Source organism: Natrialba aegyptia DSM 13077, assembly GCF_000337535.1.
Lineage (GTDB): Archaea > Halobacteriota > Halobacteria > Halobacteriales > Natrialbaceae > Natrialba > Natrialba aegyptia.
The window spans coordinates 401,343-419,095 of sequence record NZ_AOIP01000015.1 but is presented as its reverse complement, the minus strand read 5'-3'; the positions used below and the strand labels follow the sequence as shown (position 1 = coordinate 419,095).

At 62.9% G+C, this 17,753-nt stretch carries 13 protein-coding genes; 6 read left to right on the top strand and 7 right to left on the bottom strand.

Annotated features, from left to right (window positions below; all coding sequences use genetic code 11):
- The first annotated feature begins 58 nt into the window (after nucleotides 1–58).
- Nucleotides 59–1,006, top strand: coding sequence for a polysaccharide deacetylase family protein (locus tag C480_RS06055; protein ID WP_006664739.1), 948 nt, complete (start codon nucleotides 59–61; stop codon nucleotides 1,004–1,006).
- 14 nt (nucleotides 1,007–1,020) lie between these two features.
- Nucleotides 1,021–2,112, top strand: coding sequence for a GNAT family N-acetyltransferase (locus tag C480_RS06050; RefSeq protein ID WP_006664738.1), 1,092 nt, complete (start codon nucleotides 1,021–1,023; stop codon nucleotides 2,110–2,112).
- Between the two features lie 48 nt (nucleotides 2,113–2,160).
- Here the strand turns inward: C480_RS06050 and C480_RS06045 are convergent, their stop codons facing one another.
- From C480_RS06045 to C480_RS06030, 3 genes are all read right to left on the bottom strand, one after another.
- Nucleotides 2,161–4,197, bottom strand: a complete 2,037-nt coding sequence (locus tag C480_RS06045; RefSeq protein WP_006664737.1) for a lipopolysaccharide biosynthesis protein — start codon at nucleotides 4,195–4,197, stop codon at nucleotides 2,161–2,163.
- A gap of 832 nt (nucleotides 4,198–5,029) precedes the next feature.
- Nucleotides 5,030–5,851, bottom strand: a complete 822-nt coding sequence (locus tag C480_RS06035) for an enoyl-CoA hydratase/isomerase family protein (protein ID WP_006664735.1) — start codon at nucleotides 5,849–5,851, stop codon at nucleotides 5,030–5,032.
- A complete protein-coding gene (locus tag C480_RS06030) occupies nucleotides 5,844–6,734 on the bottom strand; it encodes a 3-hydroxyacyl-CoA dehydrogenase family protein (protein ID WP_006664734.1) in 891 nt (296 codons plus the stop codon). The genes C480_RS06035 and C480_RS06030 overlap by 8 nt, the downstream gene beginning before the upstream one ends.
- A gap of 134 nt (nucleotides 6,735–6,868) precedes the next feature.
- Between C480_RS06030 and C480_RS06025 the strand changes: the two genes are divergently transcribed.
- Complete coding sequence (locus C480_RS06025; RefSeq protein WP_006664733.1) at nucleotides 6,869–8,011, top strand: thiolase family protein; 1,143 nt, start codon at nucleotides 6,869–6,871, stop codon at nucleotides 8,009–8,011.
- A gap of 57 nt (nucleotides 8,012–8,068) precedes the next feature.
- On the opposite strand, the gene C480_RS06020 is transcribed toward C480_RS06025, so the two are convergent.
- From C480_RS06020 to C480_RS06005, 4 genes are all read right to left on the bottom strand, one after another.
- The gene (locus tag C480_RS06020) at nucleotides 8,069–9,208 is read right to left on the bottom strand and encodes an acyl-CoA dehydrogenase family protein (RefSeq protein WP_006664732.1); all 1,140 of its coding nucleotides are present in this window, start codon (nucleotides 9,206–9,208) and stop codon (nucleotides 8,069–8,071) included.
- Nucleotides 9,209–9,395: 187 nt separating this feature from the next.
- Nucleotides 9,396–10,967: a long-chain-fatty-acid--CoA ligase gene (locus C480_RS06015; RefSeq protein WP_006664731.1), complete on the bottom strand. Its 1,572-nt coding sequence runs from the start codon at nucleotides 10,965–10,967 to the stop codon at nucleotides 9,396–9,398.
- A 109-nt stretch (nucleotides 10,968–11,076) separates the two neighbouring features.
- Nucleotides 11,077–13,164 (bottom strand): TRAP transporter permease, encoded by a 2,088-nt coding sequence (locus C480_RS06010; RefSeq protein ID WP_006664730.1) that lies wholly within the window; start codon nucleotides 13,162–13,164, stop codon nucleotides 11,077–11,079.
- Nucleotides 13,165–13,299: 135 nt separating this feature from the next.
- Nucleotides 13,300–14,337, bottom strand: coding sequence for a TAXI family TRAP transporter solute-binding subunit (locus C480_RS06005; RefSeq protein WP_006664729.1), 1,038 nt, complete (start codon nucleotides 14,335–14,337; stop codon nucleotides 13,300–13,302).
- Nucleotides 14,338–14,535: 198 nt separating this feature from the next.
- On the opposite strand from C480_RS06005, the gene C480_RS06000 reads away from it, so the two are divergent.
- The 3 genes from C480_RS06000 (at nucleotide 14,536) to rdfA (ending at nucleotide 17,653) form a co-directional block, all read left to right on the top strand.
- Nucleotides 14,536–15,699, top strand: coding sequence for an acyl-CoA dehydrogenase family protein (locus C480_RS06000; protein WP_006664728.1), 1,164 nt, complete (start codon nucleotides 14,536–14,538; stop codon nucleotides 15,697–15,699).
- A gap of 146 nt (nucleotides 15,700–15,845) precedes the next feature.
- Complete coding sequence (locus C480_RS05995) at nucleotides 15,846–16,637, top strand: IclR family transcriptional regulator (RefSeq protein WP_006664727.1); 792 nt, start codon at nucleotides 15,846–15,848, stop codon at nucleotides 16,635–16,637.
- A 284-nt stretch (nucleotides 16,638–16,921) separates the two neighbouring features.
- Nucleotides 16,922–17,653: a rod-determining factor RdfA gene (rdfA, locus tag C480_RS05990; protein ID WP_241433790.1), complete on the top strand. Its 732-nt coding sequence runs from the start codon at nucleotides 16,922–16,924 to the stop codon at nucleotides 17,651–17,653.
- Nucleotides 17,654–17,753 lie beyond the last annotated feature (100 nt).

Sequence of the window (17,753 nt, the reverse complement as noted above, 5' to 3'; positions counted from 1 at the left end):
CAGACGATGCGAGTTCAGTTCCGAGCAGCGACCACGCCCGGCCCGCTCACGTGATCCGATGGGAACGATCGTTCTCTCTCTCGACGCGGAACTCGGCTGGGGATTCCACGATGAAGCCGTCTCGGAGTCGTTTCTGCAGGACACCCGGCGGAACTGGCGTCGCCTCTGTGAACTCTTCGATACCTACGAAATCCCGGCTACGTGGGCGGTGACCGGGCATCTGTTCTTGAACTCGTGTTCTACCGCCCATCGGAATCACCCCGCCGGCGAACGCTGTTGCCAGGAGTCGGTCGAGGGACTCGCTGCGAACGATATCTGGTGTGGGGCCGAACTCGTCCGCGAGATCGAAACCGCCGCCGTCGACCACGAAATCGCCGGCCATGGCTTCACACACGTTCATTTCGACCACGAGCGGATGGACGAGGAGTTCGCGACGCGAGAGATCGAAAACTGCGTTCAGGCCGCGGAACGACGCGGTCACGACCTGACATCGTTCGTCTTCCCCGTCAATCGAATTCGACACCGCGACACCCTCGAAGCGCACGGATTCGACTGCTATCGCGGCACGAATCGGTTGCGCGACTCACAGAGCACCCTGGTCCGACAGTTGACGAAAGTCTCGAGCGCCGTGGTCGGCAAACCGACACCCCCGGTCGTCGACCCGTACGTCGACGAGTACGGTCTGGTCAACGTTCCGGCGTCGATCTACCTGTTCAACTTCGACGCGGAGTACAAGAAACCGTTTTCCGCGTTCGGAGAAGATCCCGTAGTTAGACAAGTGAAATTCGGGGTCGACCGCGTTGCGGGAACCGACGGCGTCTTGCACCTGTGGCTTCATCCTCACAATCTCCAAACGCCGGCTCACTACCAGCGGCTGCGGTCGATTATCCGATACATCGACCGCCGTCGGCGGACGGACGACGTACGCGTCGAAACGATGGCCACGGTCGCCGACAGGGTGCGACGCGAGAGTCGCCCGCGACACAAATCCACGACCCTTCCATAACGGAATGGCTGCCGATGACTGATCCGAACCCGTACGAGATTCGACAGTACGAACCGGCCGACAGGGACGCGTTTCTCGACCTGTTCGCCGACGTGCTGGGCGGACGGATGGGCGAGGACTGGTTCGCGTGGAAGTACGAACGGAATCCGTACGTCGACTCCGTCCCGATCATGGTCGCACGGCGAGGCGACGAACTCGTCGGTGCACGAGCGTTCTTCCCGCTCCGTCTCGCTGCGGGCGACGACGAGTTCAGCGCCTTTCAGCCGTGCGATTCGATGGTCCGTCCCGAACACCAGCGACAGGGGCTGTTCACGCGGCTGACCGAGCGGGCGATCAACCGGTACGATGACGCGGATGTATTCTTCAATTTCCCGAATCACCGGTCGCTTCCGGGGAACCTCAAACTCGGCTGGCAAGTCGTCAGCGACCGGGAGACGTTCTACCGCCTCCAGAACCCGACCGCGTGGCTGTCGCGACTCGCGCCCGTCGAGCCGGTCGTCCGGTCGCTGGCGAGCGGGTACGTCTCGATTCGGGATCGGCTCGCCGATTCGAGCGACGCGATCGAACTCTCGCGGTACGATCACGTGCCGGCCTCGCTGCTCGCGACGCTGGCGTCGTCCGAGACGATTCCGGAGTTTCACGTCGTCCGCGACGAGACGTTCTACGAGTGGCGTTTTGCAAATCCCCATTGGACGTACCGAACGATCGTCACAACTCGGGGCGAAGCGCCCGTTGCGGCGGTCGTTTACGGCCGCCGGGACCGAACGAACGGTCCGACGACCGTCCGAATCGCCGATGTCCTCCCGCTCGCGAAGGGGACGAGTTCATCTCGGCGGGCTAGACTGGCTGCACTTCTCGACGCGGTGGTTCGAGAAAACCGGGACGCGGACGTTATCGCTGCGCCCGGATCGGTGATCCCCCAGTCGGTGCTACGAGCGCGGGGATTCCACAGCGATCAGCGAGCGCCGCTGAAGTGGGTCACCTCGTCGTCGACACACGTTTCCCGACCGGCCGGGGAGCCGCCGCTGGACTGGACCCGCTCCGGAAGACGGCTCACGGACGACTCGAACTGGCGACTCGCGTTCTGCGAAGCCGATAGCGGCTGACTGAACCGCGCTTGTTCCTGTCCCACTCGTCGCGGCGACACGAACCCGTTACCGCCCTCGCCGGAGTTCATCGATCAACTGCTCGATCGTCCGTCGCTGACTCTCGAGCCGGTCGTTCTGCCGTTCGATCCCCGTTTCGAGCGTCTCCAGTCGCTCGTGCACGTCGGCATCCGACGCTGAACCGTCCGCCGGCGCTGCGTTCCGTTCTCGTTCCTGTTCCTGCTCTCGTTCTCGTTCTCGTTCCTCCAGTCGCTGTCCCTCTTCAGCGGCCGATGCGTCCGTGCGGCTATCAGACAGGGCCTGTGAGTGGATCGTCGTCGTCGCGTCACCGAGCTGGTTCCAGTTCCGGTTCGTCAGCATCGTCCGTTCTGCGCCACTGCCGCTGTCACTTCCACTCTCGCTGCCACTGAACTCGTCGGTCGCTTGCACAGCCGTTTGTGACTGCCCTCCCGTGCCGGCGGAACTCGTTTCAGTCTCGCGTCGGTTGTCAGCGGAGGGGGTGGTCTGGGGCGACACACCGTCGTCACCGTCGGCCATCGTCGTCTCGCCGTCCGCTTCGCGGTCGGTATCACCGACATCGAGTTCGGCGCGGAGAGTCGAGCCGAGTGCACCGATCGGGTCCGGGGCGGCCTCGAGGACGACGATGATCTCGTCTACGTCGAGTGCGCCGACGAGGAGCGCGGCCGCGAGAAAGACCGCCGCGCCGACGGGCGGGACGACGGCCAGCGAGAGGAACGAATCGCCGAGAACTCGTGCCAGCAGACCGATCGGAATTGCAGCGAGCCCGCCCGCGAAAACGACCTGCGGAATTCGCGCACCGGTGACCGGGTCGAATCCGATTTCTCTGGCGCTCCAGACGTGAAACACGAACATGAATCCGTAGCTAAGGCTCGTTGCGACGCCGGCACCGTACATTCCGTATCGGGGGATCAACAGCCCGTTGAGTACGATGTTGCCAACTGCCGCTGCGCCGGTCGAGGCGATAAGGACGCGAAGGTCGCCCTTGCCCTGTCCGATCGCGAGGATCGGCCGCGCAAGCGCGAACCCGACGCAGCCGGGAAGCAACAGGAGGATCGGGACGTAGCTCGCGATGTACTCGGCGGGATACACGATCGGTAGCGCGACCGGGGCGAGCGAGCCGATGCCGATCGCGAGCAGTAACGTAAACAACAGCGTGTATCGGGTGACGCGGGCGGCGATCGAGTCGATCCGTTCGCGGTCGTGGTTCGACCAGATGTTCGAGGTCGAGTGCAAGAGCACGTTCTGCAGCGCCAACGGGACGATCCAGAGGAACTCCGCGATCGTGAGCGAAATCTTGTAGTAGGCGGTTTCCTGCGTCGTTCCGAGCACTCCAAGCATCATGACGTCGAGTTCGTAGAGTGACGTCAAACAGAGGATGAGAACGATACTGAGCGCATTGAAGGTAAACAGTTCACGGCGCGGGAAGTCCTTGGGCGGCAATCGGGTGAGCGCGGTCCGCAGCGATACCGTCCGGTTTATCAGTGCGATTCCGACGATCGACGTCGTGACCGCGCCGACCATATGACCGATCAGGACTCCAGGGACGCCGTGGCCGAGGGACGCGAGGCCGACGCCGACGATGATAAACAGGATTTTATCGAGGAAGAGCAGCGGCTCGGAGTAGCGCTCGAGACCGAATCCCATGAGCGTCCGCCGCGTGTACTCGCGGAACTGGGAGGTGAACACGAGCAGCGAGAGGAGATAAAAGTACGTCCGGTACGACGTTCCGAGTCGGGCGGTCACGAACCCGGTCTGGACCGCGAGAGCGAGCCCGAAACACCCGACCGCTGCGAGGAGGATCGCCAGGCGGAGGTAGAACCCGACGACGTGTTCGTCCCAGTGGTCCCTGTCGCGTTCCTCTGCGACGTACTTTCGCACGCCGTCACCGACGCCCGAACTAACGAAGATCATGTAGATCGCAAATATCGACATCAGAACTGCGTAGTCACCGTATCCCTTGCCCAGGAATCGTGTCAAAAGCGGTGACGAGAGAAAGTCGAGGCTGATCAGGAGAAATTTGATACTGACGATCGAGAGAAATCCGCTCGTGATGCTCCGTTTCATGCGTTCTGGTGCAATCGTCGCGATTCGGTGTCGTCCGACTCGACGGTGACCGACCCATCCGGCGCCCCGACTCCCAGCGTGCACTCGCCCACGACTTTCGACGTCGACGCCACCAGTGATGCCACTACGGTGCCGGCGTCCCGAAGGCACGCAGCGACGATCGAGCGCCCGTCGATGGCGGCGAAAAGAGACCCGTGATCACGCTGTTCTGTCGGAGAACTCGTCCGCGCGTTCGACCGCTGACGTGGAGAGAGTGACGACCGACAGAGCAGATTCATCGATCGTTCATCGTGGCTATTCTGGGTTTATTATACAGCGAATAAGCCGCTATGACGCCGAGCGATTCGAAATATCCCAAGTCTCTGCTCGGCCACGGAACGGGGATACTCCCCGGATGTGCCCCTTGTCGCGTCGGTATGTGCCCGAAGCGGTTTCGGGCACGGTGAGACCGGTGGTACCACGAATCGCTCGGGCAGCATCGCCGCGCGAAGCGAGCGGCCGAACAGATCACTTCCGCACTAGCGTTCTCCCGTAGATCTACCATCTCCGATCATATGTTCGCTCACTATGGTTTTGCGTGGATTCCCGATACTGGAACTCAGTGAAACAACTACTGTACCACTATTGGCACGCTCAAGCAGAATTTACACTGTGTTCAATTGCGCCCATTCGCCGGTCTACTCCCGGTCTCTTGGGTCTCGATAGCGCCGTCCCCAGAACCGACAGCGCATCAGTTCCCCACTTCCAGTCGAAATCAAATGGATGAACTAAAATATCTCATTCCCGATTAGATTACGTTCCACTCACTTACCGAACTAGTTGCGTCGATGTACTACTCGCCCGTGAACTCCGGGTCGCGACTCTCGAGGAACGCCCCGATTCCTTCATCTTTGTCTTCGGTCGCAAACAACTGGACGAACAGCTCCGATTCGTACTCGATCCCCTCCTCGAGTCCCATCCGCGAACTCGCCTTCACCGCGTTCTTGGCGAACTCGAGTGCAATCGGACTCTTCGCGGCCATTGAACTCGCGAGTTCATAGACGCCGTCGTCCAGTTCCTCTTCCTCGTAGCATTGATCCACGAGGCCGATTTCCTTCGCCTCCGCGGCGTCGATGAGTTCACCGGAGAGAATCAGCCGCATCGCCTGGCCCTCGCCGACGAGGCGGGCGAGCCGCTGGGTGCCGCCGCCGCCCGGAATGAGGCCGAGGTTGATCTCGGGCTGGCCGAGCTTCGACCCCGCCGCTGCAATACGAACGTCGCAGGCCTGTGCGAGTTCACAACCGCCGCCGAGGGCGTGGCCGTTGATCCGCGCGATGACGGGGATCGACGCGTCATCGACGCTCTCGTAGACCCGCGGGCGCTCGCTGGCTTCGCGCTGCTCGACGAGGCCGCGATCTTTGAACTCGGTGACGTCCGCGCCGGCGACGAACGCGCCCGAACCCTCGCCGCCGGTGAGGACGAGCACGCGCACCGCGTCGTCCGCTTCCGCGGCGGCGACGGCTTCTTTCAGTTCGGTTCGGACCTGGCCGTTGAGTGCGTTCCGGGCGTCGGGACGTTCGATGGCGATCGTTCCGACCTTCTCGGCGTGCTCGCCGACCGAGACGGAGACCAGTTCGAGTTCGGTATCGAGTGCGGCGAGGTCGTCCTCACGCATCGTCTTCACCCCAGTCACCGCTCATGCCGGCGCGTTCGCCGTCCTCCCAGACGTAGAAGCCTTCGCCGGATTTCTTGCCGAGGTTGCCCGCGCGGACCTTCCGGCGCAGCGCCTGCGGTGGCTTGAACCGCTCGCCGAGTTCCTCGCGGAGGTGTTCGGCGATGTGCAGGCGCACGTCCAGTCCGACGTGGTCGCCGAGTTCGATCGGGCCCATGGGGTAGCCGTAGCCGAGTTTCATCGCTTCGTCGATATCTGCGGGGCTGGCGACGCCTTCCTCGACCATTCGGATGGCCTCGAGTCCAGTCACGAGACCGAGTCGCGAGGTGGCGAAGCCGGCGCTGTCGCGGACGACCACGTCCTCCTTGTCGATCTCGCGGACGTAGTCGACGGCGAACGCTTCAGTTCGGTCGTCGGTCTGTTCGGCGATCACGATCTCGACCAGGTCCATCAGGTGCGGCGGGTTGAAAAAGTGCAGGCCGACGACGCGCTCGGGTCGGTCGAGCGCGCTCGCCATCTCGGTCACCGAGAGCGAGGAGGTGTTCGAGGCGATCACCGTCTCCTCGCCGGTTTCGGCTTCCGCCGCCGAGAGCACGTCCTGCTTTAGATCCATATCCTCGGGGACGGCTTCGACGACGAGTTCGGCGTCGGCGACGGCCGCGGCGAGGTCGGTCGTGCCCTCGACGCGTCCGAGCGTCGCTTCCATTTCGTCTTCGGTGACCTTGTCCCGGTCGACGCCGCCCTGAAGGTTCTCGCGGATTCCTTCGAGACCCTTCTCGACGAGTTCGGACTCGATGTCCCGAAGGACGACATCGTAGCCCGCCATCGCCGAGACCTGTGCGATTCCGTGGCCCATGCTCCCGGCTCCGAGCACTGTGACTTGCATGGTCAAACCCACACAGGAATTGATCAAAAGCGTTCCTGTTCACACACCGAAAGGGTGTAGACAGCGGCCGGGCGAGAGGATCTCGCCGAGAACGGAGCGACTTTACCCCTCCCCCTGAAACCCTGTGACAACCGATGAGCGACACCCCACCAGTAGTCGTACAAGCAGTCAGGACGCCACAGGGTAAACAGGGCGGTGTCTTCGCCGACACCGGTAGCGCCGAACTCTCGGTGCCGCTGGTCGATACGATGCTCGAGCGCACCGGGCTCGCGGGTGACGACGTCGACGACATCCGGTGGGGCTGTGCGAAGCAGGTCGACGAGCAGAGCAACAACCTCGCCCGCGTGATCGCCCTCGCTTCGGACCTGGGCGAGAGCGTGCCGGGAACCACCATCGACCGGCTTTGTGCCTCCTCGGCCGAGGCGATCATGAGCGCGAGCGACGCCATCCGGGCCGGCCAGCGCGAGGTCATCGTCGCCGGCGGCGTCGAGAACATGACCCGCAACGAGCGCCGGAAGGGAATCGGGTCCTACGACGCCATTGCAGCCCAGTACGACGCCGCGGATCTCCAGATGGGCCAGACCGCGGAAACCGTCGCTCGCCGATACGACATCAGCCGCGAGGAGCAAGACGCCTACGGCGCTCGCAGCCAGCAACGCGCCTGCGAGGCGAGCGAAGCGGGTCGCTTCGACGACGAGATCGTTCCGATCGATACCGGAGAGCAGGTCGTCGAGGAGGATGAAGGGCTCCGTCCCGGTACGACCCGAGAGACGATCTCGGGGCTGCCGCCCGCTTTCGAGGAAGGCGGTACCGTCACCGCCGCCAACGCTTCCCAGATCTCCGACGGCGCGGCCGCTGTCATGCTCACGAGCCGCGCGTTCGCCGAAGACCACGGCCTGGAGATCATGGCCGAGGTCGGCGACCACGAGGTTGCGGGCGTCGACCCCGAAGTGATGGGCATCGGTCCGGTGCCGGCGGTCCGGGGCATCTGGGAGCGAAACGGCCGCTCGGCGGCCGACTACGACCTCGTCGAACTCAACGAGGCCTTCGCCAGCCAGACGCGTTACTGCCAGGAGGAGTTGGGTTTCGACGACGACGAGTTCAACGTCAACGGCGGCGCGATCGCGCTTGGCCACCCCCTCGGCGCGTCGGGCGCGCGACTGCCCGTGACGTTGATTCACGAACTCAGAAAGCGCGGCGGCGGGCTCGGCCTGTCGACGATGTGCGTCGGCTACGGACAGGGGGCTGCGGTCGAGTTCAGCGTTCCTGCGCCCTGACGAAAACGGAGAACACAAAGAACCGAGGAGAACGAAGCAAACGGAGCGAAAAACCGTCTACAGCAACTGATCTGCGATGATGTTCTTCTGGATCTCGCTCGTTCCCTCGTAGATCTTCGTGATGCGGGCGTCGCGGTAGTAACGCTCTGCGGGGTAGTCCGTGACGTAGCCCGACCCACCGTGGACCTGGATGCCCTCGTCGGCGACCTCGACCGCGATCTCGCTGGCGAACAGCTTCGCCATGCTCGAGAACTGCGCGGCGATGTCCTGGTTGTTCTGCTCGACTTCCGTCGCGGCCCGGTAGGTCAGCGAGCGCGCCGCTTCGACGCGGGTCGCCATCTCGGCGAGCTTGTGTTCGATGGCCTGGAAGTCCTTGATCTTCTGGCCGAACTGCTCGCGCTCGCCGGCGTATTCGATCGCGGCGTCGAGCGCGCCCTGTGCGGCACCGACCGCCTGGGAGGCGACGCTCGTCCGGCCGGAGGCGAAGAACTCCATGAGCTGGTAGAAGCCCTCGTCGACCTCGCCGATGACGTTCTCTTCCGAAACGCGGACGTCGTCGACGACGACCTCCGCGAGATCTGAGGCGCGGATGCCGAGTTTGTTGTCGATCTTGTCCGTCGAGATGCCGTCGGAATCCATCGGCACGAGGAACGCGGTGATCCCGCGGTGGCCCTCGTCAGGACTGGTTTTGGCCATCAGAACGCCGATATCGGCGACCGTGCCGTTCGTGATCCACATCTTGTTCCCGTTCAGGACGAACTCGTCGCCGTCCTTCTCAGCCACCGTCTCGATACCCGCAACGTTCGACCCGTGTGCGGGTTCGGAAATCATCGAACAGGAGGCTATCTCCCCGCCCGCGATCTTCGGGAGCCACTCCTCTTTCATCCACTCGTCGCCGAACTCGACGATCATGTTCGTCCCGAAGCCGGCGGAACCGACGGCCGAGCCGATACCCGGGTCGGCGCGCCAGAGTTCTTCCGTGACGATCGTACTCGAGATCTTGTCCATGCCGGCCCCGCCGTACTCGATCGGGATGCCCGGCGCGACGAAATCGTACTCGGCGGCCTTCTCGCGCAGTTCGAGCGGGTACTTCCCCTCGCGGTCGTACTCTTCTGCGACCGGCTTCATCTCGTTCTCGCCGAACTCGCGAACGGCCTCACGAATCGCCTCGTGCTCGTCGGATAGACTGAAAGCCATATCCGATGCTCACCGGCGAGTCACAAAATAGCTTCGATGATCTCAAACGCTGCAAACGATTGGTGTCGATAAGCAACCGTTGTAAACTAACTCCGTTGTCATATACTCGTAACTGACGGTGCCACAGGCGAACGGTCGGCAACTCGAGTTCAGCGCGGTCGTCGCGAGGCGAGTAGTCGCGAGGCGGCTAGTCTCCGTCGCGGATCTTGAACTTCTGGACTTTTCCCGTCGTCGTCCGCGGAAGGGTCTCGACGAACCCGACTTCGCGGGGGTGTTTGTACTCCGCGAGGTTTTCGAGACAGTAGGCTTTGATCTCCTCGGGCGTCGCGTCGGCGTCGGGCGTCGGCACGACCAGCGCCTTGACGGTCTCTCCGCGGCGCTCGTCCGGCACGCCGACCACGGCGGCGTCGGCGATGTCCTCGTGTTCGAAGAGCAGTTCTTCGACCTCGCGCGGGTAGACGTTGTAGCCGCCGGTGACGATCATGTGCTTCTCGCGGTCGACGACGAAGAAGAACTCGTCCTCGTCCCAGTAGCCGATGTCGCCGGTGTGGAACCAGCGCGTGCCGTCTTCCTCGGTGAAGGCCTCGTCGTTCGCCTCGGGCAGTTCGTAGTAGCCTTTCATCACGTTCGGTCCGGAGATGACGAGTTCGCCGGTGATTTCGTGCAGATCCGCCTCCTCTTCGTCGATCGGACCTTCGTCGACGCGTGGGACGGGCTCGAAATCCTCGGTGACGATCTTGGCGTCGACGCTCGTGTCGCCGGGGCCGTCGAGCGGCGTGCCGATGCTGCCCTTGCGGCGTGCGCCCTCGCGGTTAGCGTGGGTGACTGGGCTGGTCTCCGTGAGACCGTAGCCCTCGTAGAGTTCGACGCCGAAGCGGTCTTCGAAGCGTTCGAGGACGTCTCGCGGAAGACTCGAGCCGCCGGAGTTGACGAACCGAAGCGAATCGAGGTCGTACGCCGCGGCGTCGGAGTGGTTGATCATGTCGTTGAACATCGCCGGGACGCCGAACATGATGGAGAGTTCCTCAGTCTCGATGAGGTCCATCACCGTCGTCGCGTCCCATTCGGGAACGGGGTAGTAGGCCCCGCCGCTGTACATCGCGCCGTTCATCACGACGGACATGCCGTAGATGTGAAAGAGCGGCAGCGTGCCGACGAGTCGGTCCGAGGCCTGGAAGCCGCCGTGGGGTACGTCGGCGTTGGCCTTGGTCGTCCAGCGGATGTTTTGATGCGTGAGCAGGACGCCCTTCGGGGTCCCGGTCGTCCCCGAGGTGTAGGGTTGGACTGCCACGTCGTCGTCGGCCCGGTCGACGACCGCGTTAGTCTCGTCCGCGAGGAACTCGTCGAAGGCGGTCGCACCGTCGACATCGCCACCCACGCTGACGACCTGTTCGACGTCGGTATCGTCGAGCACGTTGACGACGTTGGAGACGTTGTCCGCGAGCGAGACGACGGCTTTCGCGCCGCTGTCGCCCAGCAGGTGACCGATTTCGCGGGCCTTGTACTGGGGGTTCATCGGGACGACGATGCCGCCGGCGCGCAGCGTCCCGTAGAACGCCGTTACGAACTGGGGGAGATTCGGGAGATAGATGCCGACGCGGTCGTTCTCGCCGATGCCGTTGTTTTCGAGCGCCGTCGCGAACCGCCCGGCGCGCGTCCAGAACTGCTCGTAGGTCAGCGTCCGGCCGTCGTAGACGATCGCGGGAGCATCGGGGGTCGACTCGACCGTCTCGCCAACGTCTCTCACGAGAGTTGTCATACTTTGTGTAGGGTCGTTTGAGGGCCACAAAAGGGTTATTACTTCTCTATCCCAGTTACTTCGGTCGTTCGCGAGGAGCGGGCCCGAGCGGGTCGGTTGACGGGACCGATCAGTCCCCGGTCGACGTGTCGATGCCGGGTTCGGTGTCGGTGTCGGTTTCGACCGGAATTTCGTACCCGACGACGAACCGGGCGTGGAGTAACACGCCGACGATGGCGGCGGCGGCGACGATCTGGACCGCGATGTGAGCGACCGATCCGAACATGGCACAGAGCGCCGCGACGGTGTAGAGTCCGCGAACCGGAACCGAGAGATCCCGCGCCCCGTCGAAGCCGACGGTCGCGACGATCAGCCCGATGGTTCCCGCCAGCACGACGGGGAACGCGATCAGCGTTTCGCCGGACCAGTCGATAAGGCTGTTATTCGTGATGAAGGCGTAGGGGATCACGAACCCGGGCGCACCGAGTTTGAGCGCTTGCAGGCAGGACTGCAGGAAACTCGAATCCGCGATCCGGGAGCCGATCGCGACCGAAATCGCGACCGGCGGCGTGATCGCCGAGAGCATCGCGAAGTAGAACACGAACATGTGTGCCGTGATCTGGGGCACGCCCATACCGATGATCCCGGGCGTGACCAGAACGACGACGAGGACGTACGCCGCCGGCGTGGGCATTCCGAGACCGAACATGATGCTCGCGACCATCGCGAGGAAGAGGACGATGAAGAGCCCGCTTCCCAGTCCGAAGAGGGAGACTCCGTCGCCCAGTCCGATAATCGTCGTCGCGATCCCCTGGGTGAGGCCGGTCCCCTCGAGCAGTTCGATAATGAGCCCCATCGCGGCGAGGACGCCGACGAGCGGTGCCATTTCGGTGCCGCCCTGCTTGAGGCCGTCTAGGGTCTGCTTCGTCGTCGCGAGCACGTTCCAGCCGATCGTGTCTCCCGCAATACTCGTCTCTCCGATCTCGAGCGTGATATCTTCCTCGCCCACGTCGAAGACGCCGACGAGGATATTTCGGACGTACATCACGCCGACGAGCGTGATGATGGTGTACAGTCCGGCCGAAAGCGGCGTGTACTGCAGGTAGACGAGCGTGACGAGGAGCACGCCGATCGGGATCGTAAAGTGAAGACCGCCGACGAGCGCCCGCCAGTCGAACGTCGACAAGTCCCGAGAGACCCAGCCGAACTTGAGGATCGTGAAGTGGACCGCGATACAGACGCTGAGATAGAACAGCGCCGCGGGGACGACGCCGGCCTGGACGATTTCGACGTAGCTGACGCCGGTGAAGTCGGCCATGAGGAACGCCGCAACGCCCATCACGGGCGGCAACATCTGTCCACCGGCGGAGGCGACCGCCTCGATCGATGCGGCGAACTCGTCGCGAACGCCCTGGTCTTTCATCATCGGGATCGTGAAACTGCCAGTCGTCGCCGTATTTGCTGCGGCGCTTCCTGTAATCGATCCCATGACCATGCTCGCGATGACGGCAATCTGCACGACGCCCGTCCGCAGACTCGTCCCGAGTTCACGACCGACGTCGAGGACGAAATCCATCAGGCCGTAGGCCTTGGCGATACCGGCGAACATGATGAAGATCGCGACCCACGTCGAACCGATCCGCATGAGGGTCTCGTCGTAGACGCCGCTGACGCTGATCGCGCCGTTTTCCGCGATCGTTTCCCAGGTCATTCCGGTGTGGTAGAACAGGCCCGGCAAGCTCGGCCCGACCGCCGTGTGGGCGTAGGCGATCGAGAGGACGGCGACGGCCGCGATGACGTTCCCGAACGCCCGTCGCGTTGCGTCGATCGCCAGCGTGATCAAGAGGACACCGACCAGATGGTCGGTCGTATTGTATCCGAGGAGGTGCGCCGACTCGGTCAACCGAGCGTAATTGGTGTGGACGTAAAGCACTGCGCCGATCGCCGCCACTCCGAGTAAGAGGGCGATAATCGGATCAACCCGTGCGTACGCTGTTTTGAGCGACCGAAGAGTTCGACCAGTGCCGGCGGTATCGGCCGGCTGAGCCGTGTCATCCCCGGAAGGAGCGGTCGCAGCATCGTCGCCTGTTGCGGAATCGCTGTACTGCGTGCGAGCGTAATCGAAGTAGTACAGCGCCAACCCGAGCCCGAGGAAAACGTTCACGTACTCGTCGGTCTCCGCGAACAGGTCGGTTTGGATCGCGAACGCGATTTTCATCGCGTATCCGATAGTCAACAGCGTTAACGCCAAGCCCAGCACGTAAACGATCCCAGTGAGGACATCCAACGGACCGATTCCACTGAGCGACTGTCGGGCACGGCGGGAGAGGCGGCTACTAGTAGTCATCGTGAGTTACGGTTCGTCAGCCCGTTCGAACTCGTCTTGCCAGACGCCGATCTCCTCGTAGAAGTCCGCCGCGGCAGCGTGGAACGGAACATCGCTGTACATGTTCTCGACCCAGAACGCCTCGTCGTCGAGCCGAGCGAGGACGGCGCTATATTCCTCGAGCGCGCTGCGATTCTCGTGCATCGTCTCGAGGAAGTCGTAAACGGTATCGTAGTCGAGGTCCGCTCGCGAGACGAAGTTGTACGCGAAGGTCGGACAGTGAACCTCCTCGGGAGCGTTTTGAGTGCCGTCGATCTCGTCGCCACCGAACGACTGAACGAGCAGGCGGCCGTCGTTCTCCCACTCCTCGAGCGTCGAGTCGTCCACGTCGAGAATGTTCAGGTCGGCGGAGTTCAGCATCTCCTGTACCCACCCGGGCACGATACTGAAGTTCATGTACGTCCCGACACCGACATCGAGGCTGCCTTCGTTAAGCGACCCGCTTTGGTCGCCGTACCCGACGCTCGTCCGATTGTAGTCGTCCGTCGCATAGTCGAGTGCCCGTTCGAGCGCAGGGGCTGTCCCCGAACCCCGCGGCGTCGGCGAAACCGTCGTCCCCGACTCGATGCCCGAGAGCGATTCGAGACCCGGCGACAGGAAGAACCACGGCAGGTCATAAAAGTGAAACACCTGCGCCATCTCGAACTCGAGCTGGTCGAAGTCACCGGCACCCTCCTGGACGTCCTGGGCCGACCAGTTCTGGATGTAGACCATTTCCGCCTCCTGACTGTTGAGAGCACCGAGATTCGCTTCGGTCCCTTCGCTCGTCCGCGCTTCGACGGTGAGGTCGTCGTTGTTATCGCTGATGACCTTTGCAATCCCCTCGTTGGCAGAGTAGGCCGTCGTCGTCGACTGAGACGTTCGCATTCGAACGGTTCCTGCTTCGACATCGCCCTCATCACCGCCGAGGCACCCAGCCAGCGCCGTGGCCGTTCCGATTCCGGTTGCTGCAAGCAGCGATCGTCGAGTCGTCCCCCTGTTCGTGGAAATCGGTCGATCCTCCATGACAAGCCGTTACATATTTCCATCGTATAATTCTTCCGTTATCATTTGATCAAACCTGTCTATCAGAGCCTCAGACAAGAGAATTATACAGAAGACGGGGTGAGGAAGAAACTGGGAACCAGCGCGGGCGTGTCACTGAGGTGTTGTACTGGTAACACGTATCGCAACGCCTATTGCATCGTTGGCGAAGTATGATACATGCTGGATTTCGTTCAGCTCGAAGCGGATTTAGACCAGGAAGAGCGGTTGATCCGGGACACCGCCCGCGAGTTCGTCGAGGAACACGTCAAGCCCGACATCGGCGAGCACTTCGAGGCGGGCACGTTCCCGAAAGAGCTGATCCCGAAGATGGGTGAGCTCGGCTTCTACGCGCCGAACCTCGAGGGATACGGCTCGCCGAACGTCTCCGAAACCGCCTACGGACTCCTGATGCAAGAACTCGAGGCCGGCGACTCGGGGCTGCGTTCGATGGCGTCCGTGCAGGGGGCACTCGTCATGTACCCCATCCACGCCTACGGTAGCGAAGCGCAAAAGGAGGAGTGGCTGCCCAAGCTCGGGCAGGGCGAGGCGGTCGGCTGTTTCGGCCTCACGGAGCCGGAACACGGCTCGAACCCGTCGTCGATGGAGACCTACGCCGAGGCCGACGGCGACGGCTACGTCATCAACGGCTCGAAGACGTGGATCACGAACTCGCCGATTTCGGACGTTGCGATCGTCTGGGCGCGCGACCGCTCGGCCGAGGACGACCCCGTTCGCGGCTTCCTCGTCGAGACCGACCGCGACGGAATCACGACGAACAAGATCACCGAGAAGCTCTCGCTGCGCGCGTCGATCACCGGCGAGATCGGGCTGAACGACGTTCACGTCCCCGAATCGAACGTGCTTCCCGGCGTCTCCGGGATGAAGGGGCCGCTTTCCTGTCTCACGCAGGCCCGCTACGGCATCGCGTGGGGGGCAATCGGCGCGGCTCGCGACGCCTTCGAAGAAGCCCGCCAGTACGCGACCGACCGCGAGCAGTTCGGCGGACCGATCGGCCAGTTCCAGCTCCAGCAGCGCAAACTCGCGGAGATGGCGACCCAGATTACGCTGAGCCAGTTGCTCGCGTACCGACTCGCGGACCTCAAAGAGCGCGGCGACCTGCGGCCCCAGCACGTCTCGATGGCGAAGCGAAACAACGTCCGCATGGCCCGTGATCAGGCCCGCGTCGCTCGCGAGATGCTCGGCGGCAACGGCATCACGACCGACTACTCGCCGATGCGCCACATGGCGAACATGGAGACGGTCTACACCTACGAGGGCACCCACGATATCCACACGCTGATTCTCGGCGAAGATCTGACCGGCATTCCGGCATACCAGTAACTTGCCGGTGTGCGGCCGTCCTTTTCTTCTCCTCTTTTTCCGTTCGGTTCCCCAATTCTCAATTCCCGGTTCACCATGATCCACCCGTCCTCCTTCGGGTTTCACACTCCGCAGATTCTGTTTTATTATTCGGAACATTCATTGAGATGCCGCGGAATACTCTCGATATGAGCAGGGACCGCGGCCGAGGAAAACGAAACGACGCGGGTGTCTCGACGACCCGCAAGACGTTCGCAATCCTCGAGACGCTCGCGGACGCAGACGGCGTGACGATCACCGAACTCACGCGCCGAACCGAGTTCACCAAGAGCACCGTCTATCGCCACCTCACCACGCTGGCCGATCTCGGCTACGTGATCGAACGCGACGGCGCCTACTACGTCGGCTTTCGCTTTCTCGAAATCAGCGAGCAGGCACGAACCCGACGACGCGGCTACACCGCCGCCAAGCGCTCGGTGTTCGAACTCGGCAAGGAGACGGACGAACGAGCCGTTTTCATCGTCGAAGAGGAGTACGAGGGGGTCTACGTCCACCGGTACGGCAGCCTCTCCGATACCATGATCGGCAAACGCAGACCGCTTCACTCGCTGGCCTCCGGCAAGGTGATCCTCTCGGAATGGGACGACGACACCGTCGCCGACTTCGTCGCGACGGCCGGCCTCGACGCGATTACGGACAACACCATCACCGATCCCGACACCCTCGCCGCCGAACTCGAGCAGATCCGCGACCAGGGCTATGCCGTCAACAACGAAGAACACATGGACGGCCTCCGGAGCGTCGCCGTCCCCGTCTATACGCCCGACGACGACCTCCTCGGCGCGCTGAGCGTGTTCGGCCCGACGAGTCGCTTCACGGACGAGTACGTCCACGACGACCTCCCGAACCGGCTCTGGGACAAGGCCGGGGAGATCAGGGTCACGCTCGCCTACGGATAACGCCCCCTCGATTCGGATGCTGGAATCGTCCGTTGCAGACACCCGTTCGTCCCGTCGAATATCCCCCTCCGTCCGCGATACGGAACCAATCTCTCTGCTACCCTGCCAGTTCACTCCGCATACATATGCGTTCTTGCCGCGTGGTGTGCACGCTGTCGTCTCTTCCCGTCGCGTTCCAGTATGCGGAATCTTTCACCTGCCACGCCGAAACACTCGACCGCGAGTCCAACGCCGAGCACCGAAACGGCTTTCCTCGCGAACGTGAACTCTTCGGACGACTCTCGATGGACGACCAGGACGACAGCCCCGATCGGAGTGCCCACGAAAACGCGGGACAGGACCCCCAGACGACTCCTCCCGGGTCGAGCGAATCCGATACGTCCACACCCGCTGTCCCCGCATCGCGCTCGAAACCCGGCCCGCAACCGAAGGTCGCTCGACTCATCTCCGAGTACGACCGCGAACTTGCAGGCGTCGGCGATGAACTCGAGGCCCGCTGGACGAACCCCGAAACCGATGCGAGCCTTCGATCGCTTGCAGACTGGTTCAACGAGCAACTTCTGCGGGCGGTCCTCACGGCGGCAGGGATCGAAACGATCACTGAAGACGTCTCGCACCTCTATGCGGTGCTCTCCGGGGAAACCGGGAGCCGTGGCGAACGAACACAGCTCGAACGGCGACTCGAGCGAGATGGCGTCGCTGTTGAGACGGTAACCGACGAGTTCGTCTCGTACGGAGCGATCAGATCGTACCTGACGGGGTACCGAAACGCCACTGCGCCATCGAGAACTGACGGCCCGAGTGCAGCGGCGACGGCCCGAACGATCGAGGAATTGCGCCAGCGAACGGTCTCGGTCACGGAAAGTAAACTCGATCGACTGCAGGAGACGGATCAGTTGCGGGTCGGTCCGCGCCGGGTTTTCGCGGACGTGCAGGTACTGTGTGAACGGTGTGGAAAACAGTACGATGTAGCGGACTTGCTGGAATCGGGCGCGTGTGACTGTTATGAGCCGTAGCGGGAATCGTCGGCCGGAGACCGTCGATGTCCGGGTGCCAGTTGGACTGCAGACCGCCTTGCTTCTCGAACAACCCATAACAGACGTACTATTGTTATGG

Bases quoted from the DNA above. Each gene is read 5' to 3' on its own strand.
- C480_RS06055 (WP_006664739.1), top strand. From the start codon at position 59: ATGGGAACGATCGTTCTCTCTCTCGACGCGGAACTCGGCTGGGGATTC.
- C480_RS06050 (WP_006664738.1), top strand. From the start codon at position 1,021: ATGACTGATCCGAACCCGTACGAGATTCGACAGTACGAACCGGCCGAC.
- C480_RS06045 (WP_006664737.1), bottom strand. From the start codon at position 4,197: ATGAAACGGAGCATCACGAGCGGATTTCTCTCGATCGTCAGTATCAAA.
- C480_RS06035 (WP_006664735.1), bottom strand. From the start codon at position 5,851: ATGCGTGAGGACGACCTCGCCGCACTCGATACCGAACTCGAACTGGTC.
- C480_RS06030 (WP_006664734.1), bottom strand. From the start codon at position 6,734: ATGCAAGTCACAGTGCTCGGAGCCGGGAGCATGGGCCACGGAATCGCA.
- C480_RS06025 (WP_006664733.1), top strand. From the start codon at position 6,869: ATGAGCGACACCCCACCAGTAGTCGTACAAGCAGTCAGGACGCCACAG.
- C480_RS06020 (WP_006664732.1), bottom strand. From the start codon at position 9,208: ATGGCTTTCAGTCTATCCGACGAGCACGAGGCGATTCGTGAGGCCGTT.
- C480_RS06015 (WP_006664731.1), bottom strand. From the start codon at position 10,967: ATGACAACTCTCGTGAGAGACGTTGGCGAGACGGTCGAGTCGACCCCC.
- C480_RS06010 (WP_006664730.1), bottom strand. From the start codon at position 13,164: ATGAAAATCGCGTTCGCGATCCAAACCGACCTGTTCGCGGAGACCGAC.
- C480_RS06005 (WP_006664729.1), bottom strand. From the start codon at position 14,337: ATGGAGGATCGACCGATTTCCACGAACAGGGGGACGACTCGACGATCG.
- C480_RS06000 (WP_006664728.1), top strand. From the start codon at position 14,536: ATGCTGGATTTCGTTCAGCTCGAAGCGGATTTAGACCAGGAAGAGCGG.
- C480_RS05995 (WP_006664727.1), top strand. From the start codon at position 15,846: ATGCCGCGGAATACTCTCGATATGAGCAGGGACCGCGGCCGAGGAAAA.
- rdfA (WP_241433790.1), top strand. From the start codon at position 16,922: ATGGACGACCAGGACGACAGCCCCGATCGGAGTGCCCACGAAAACGCG.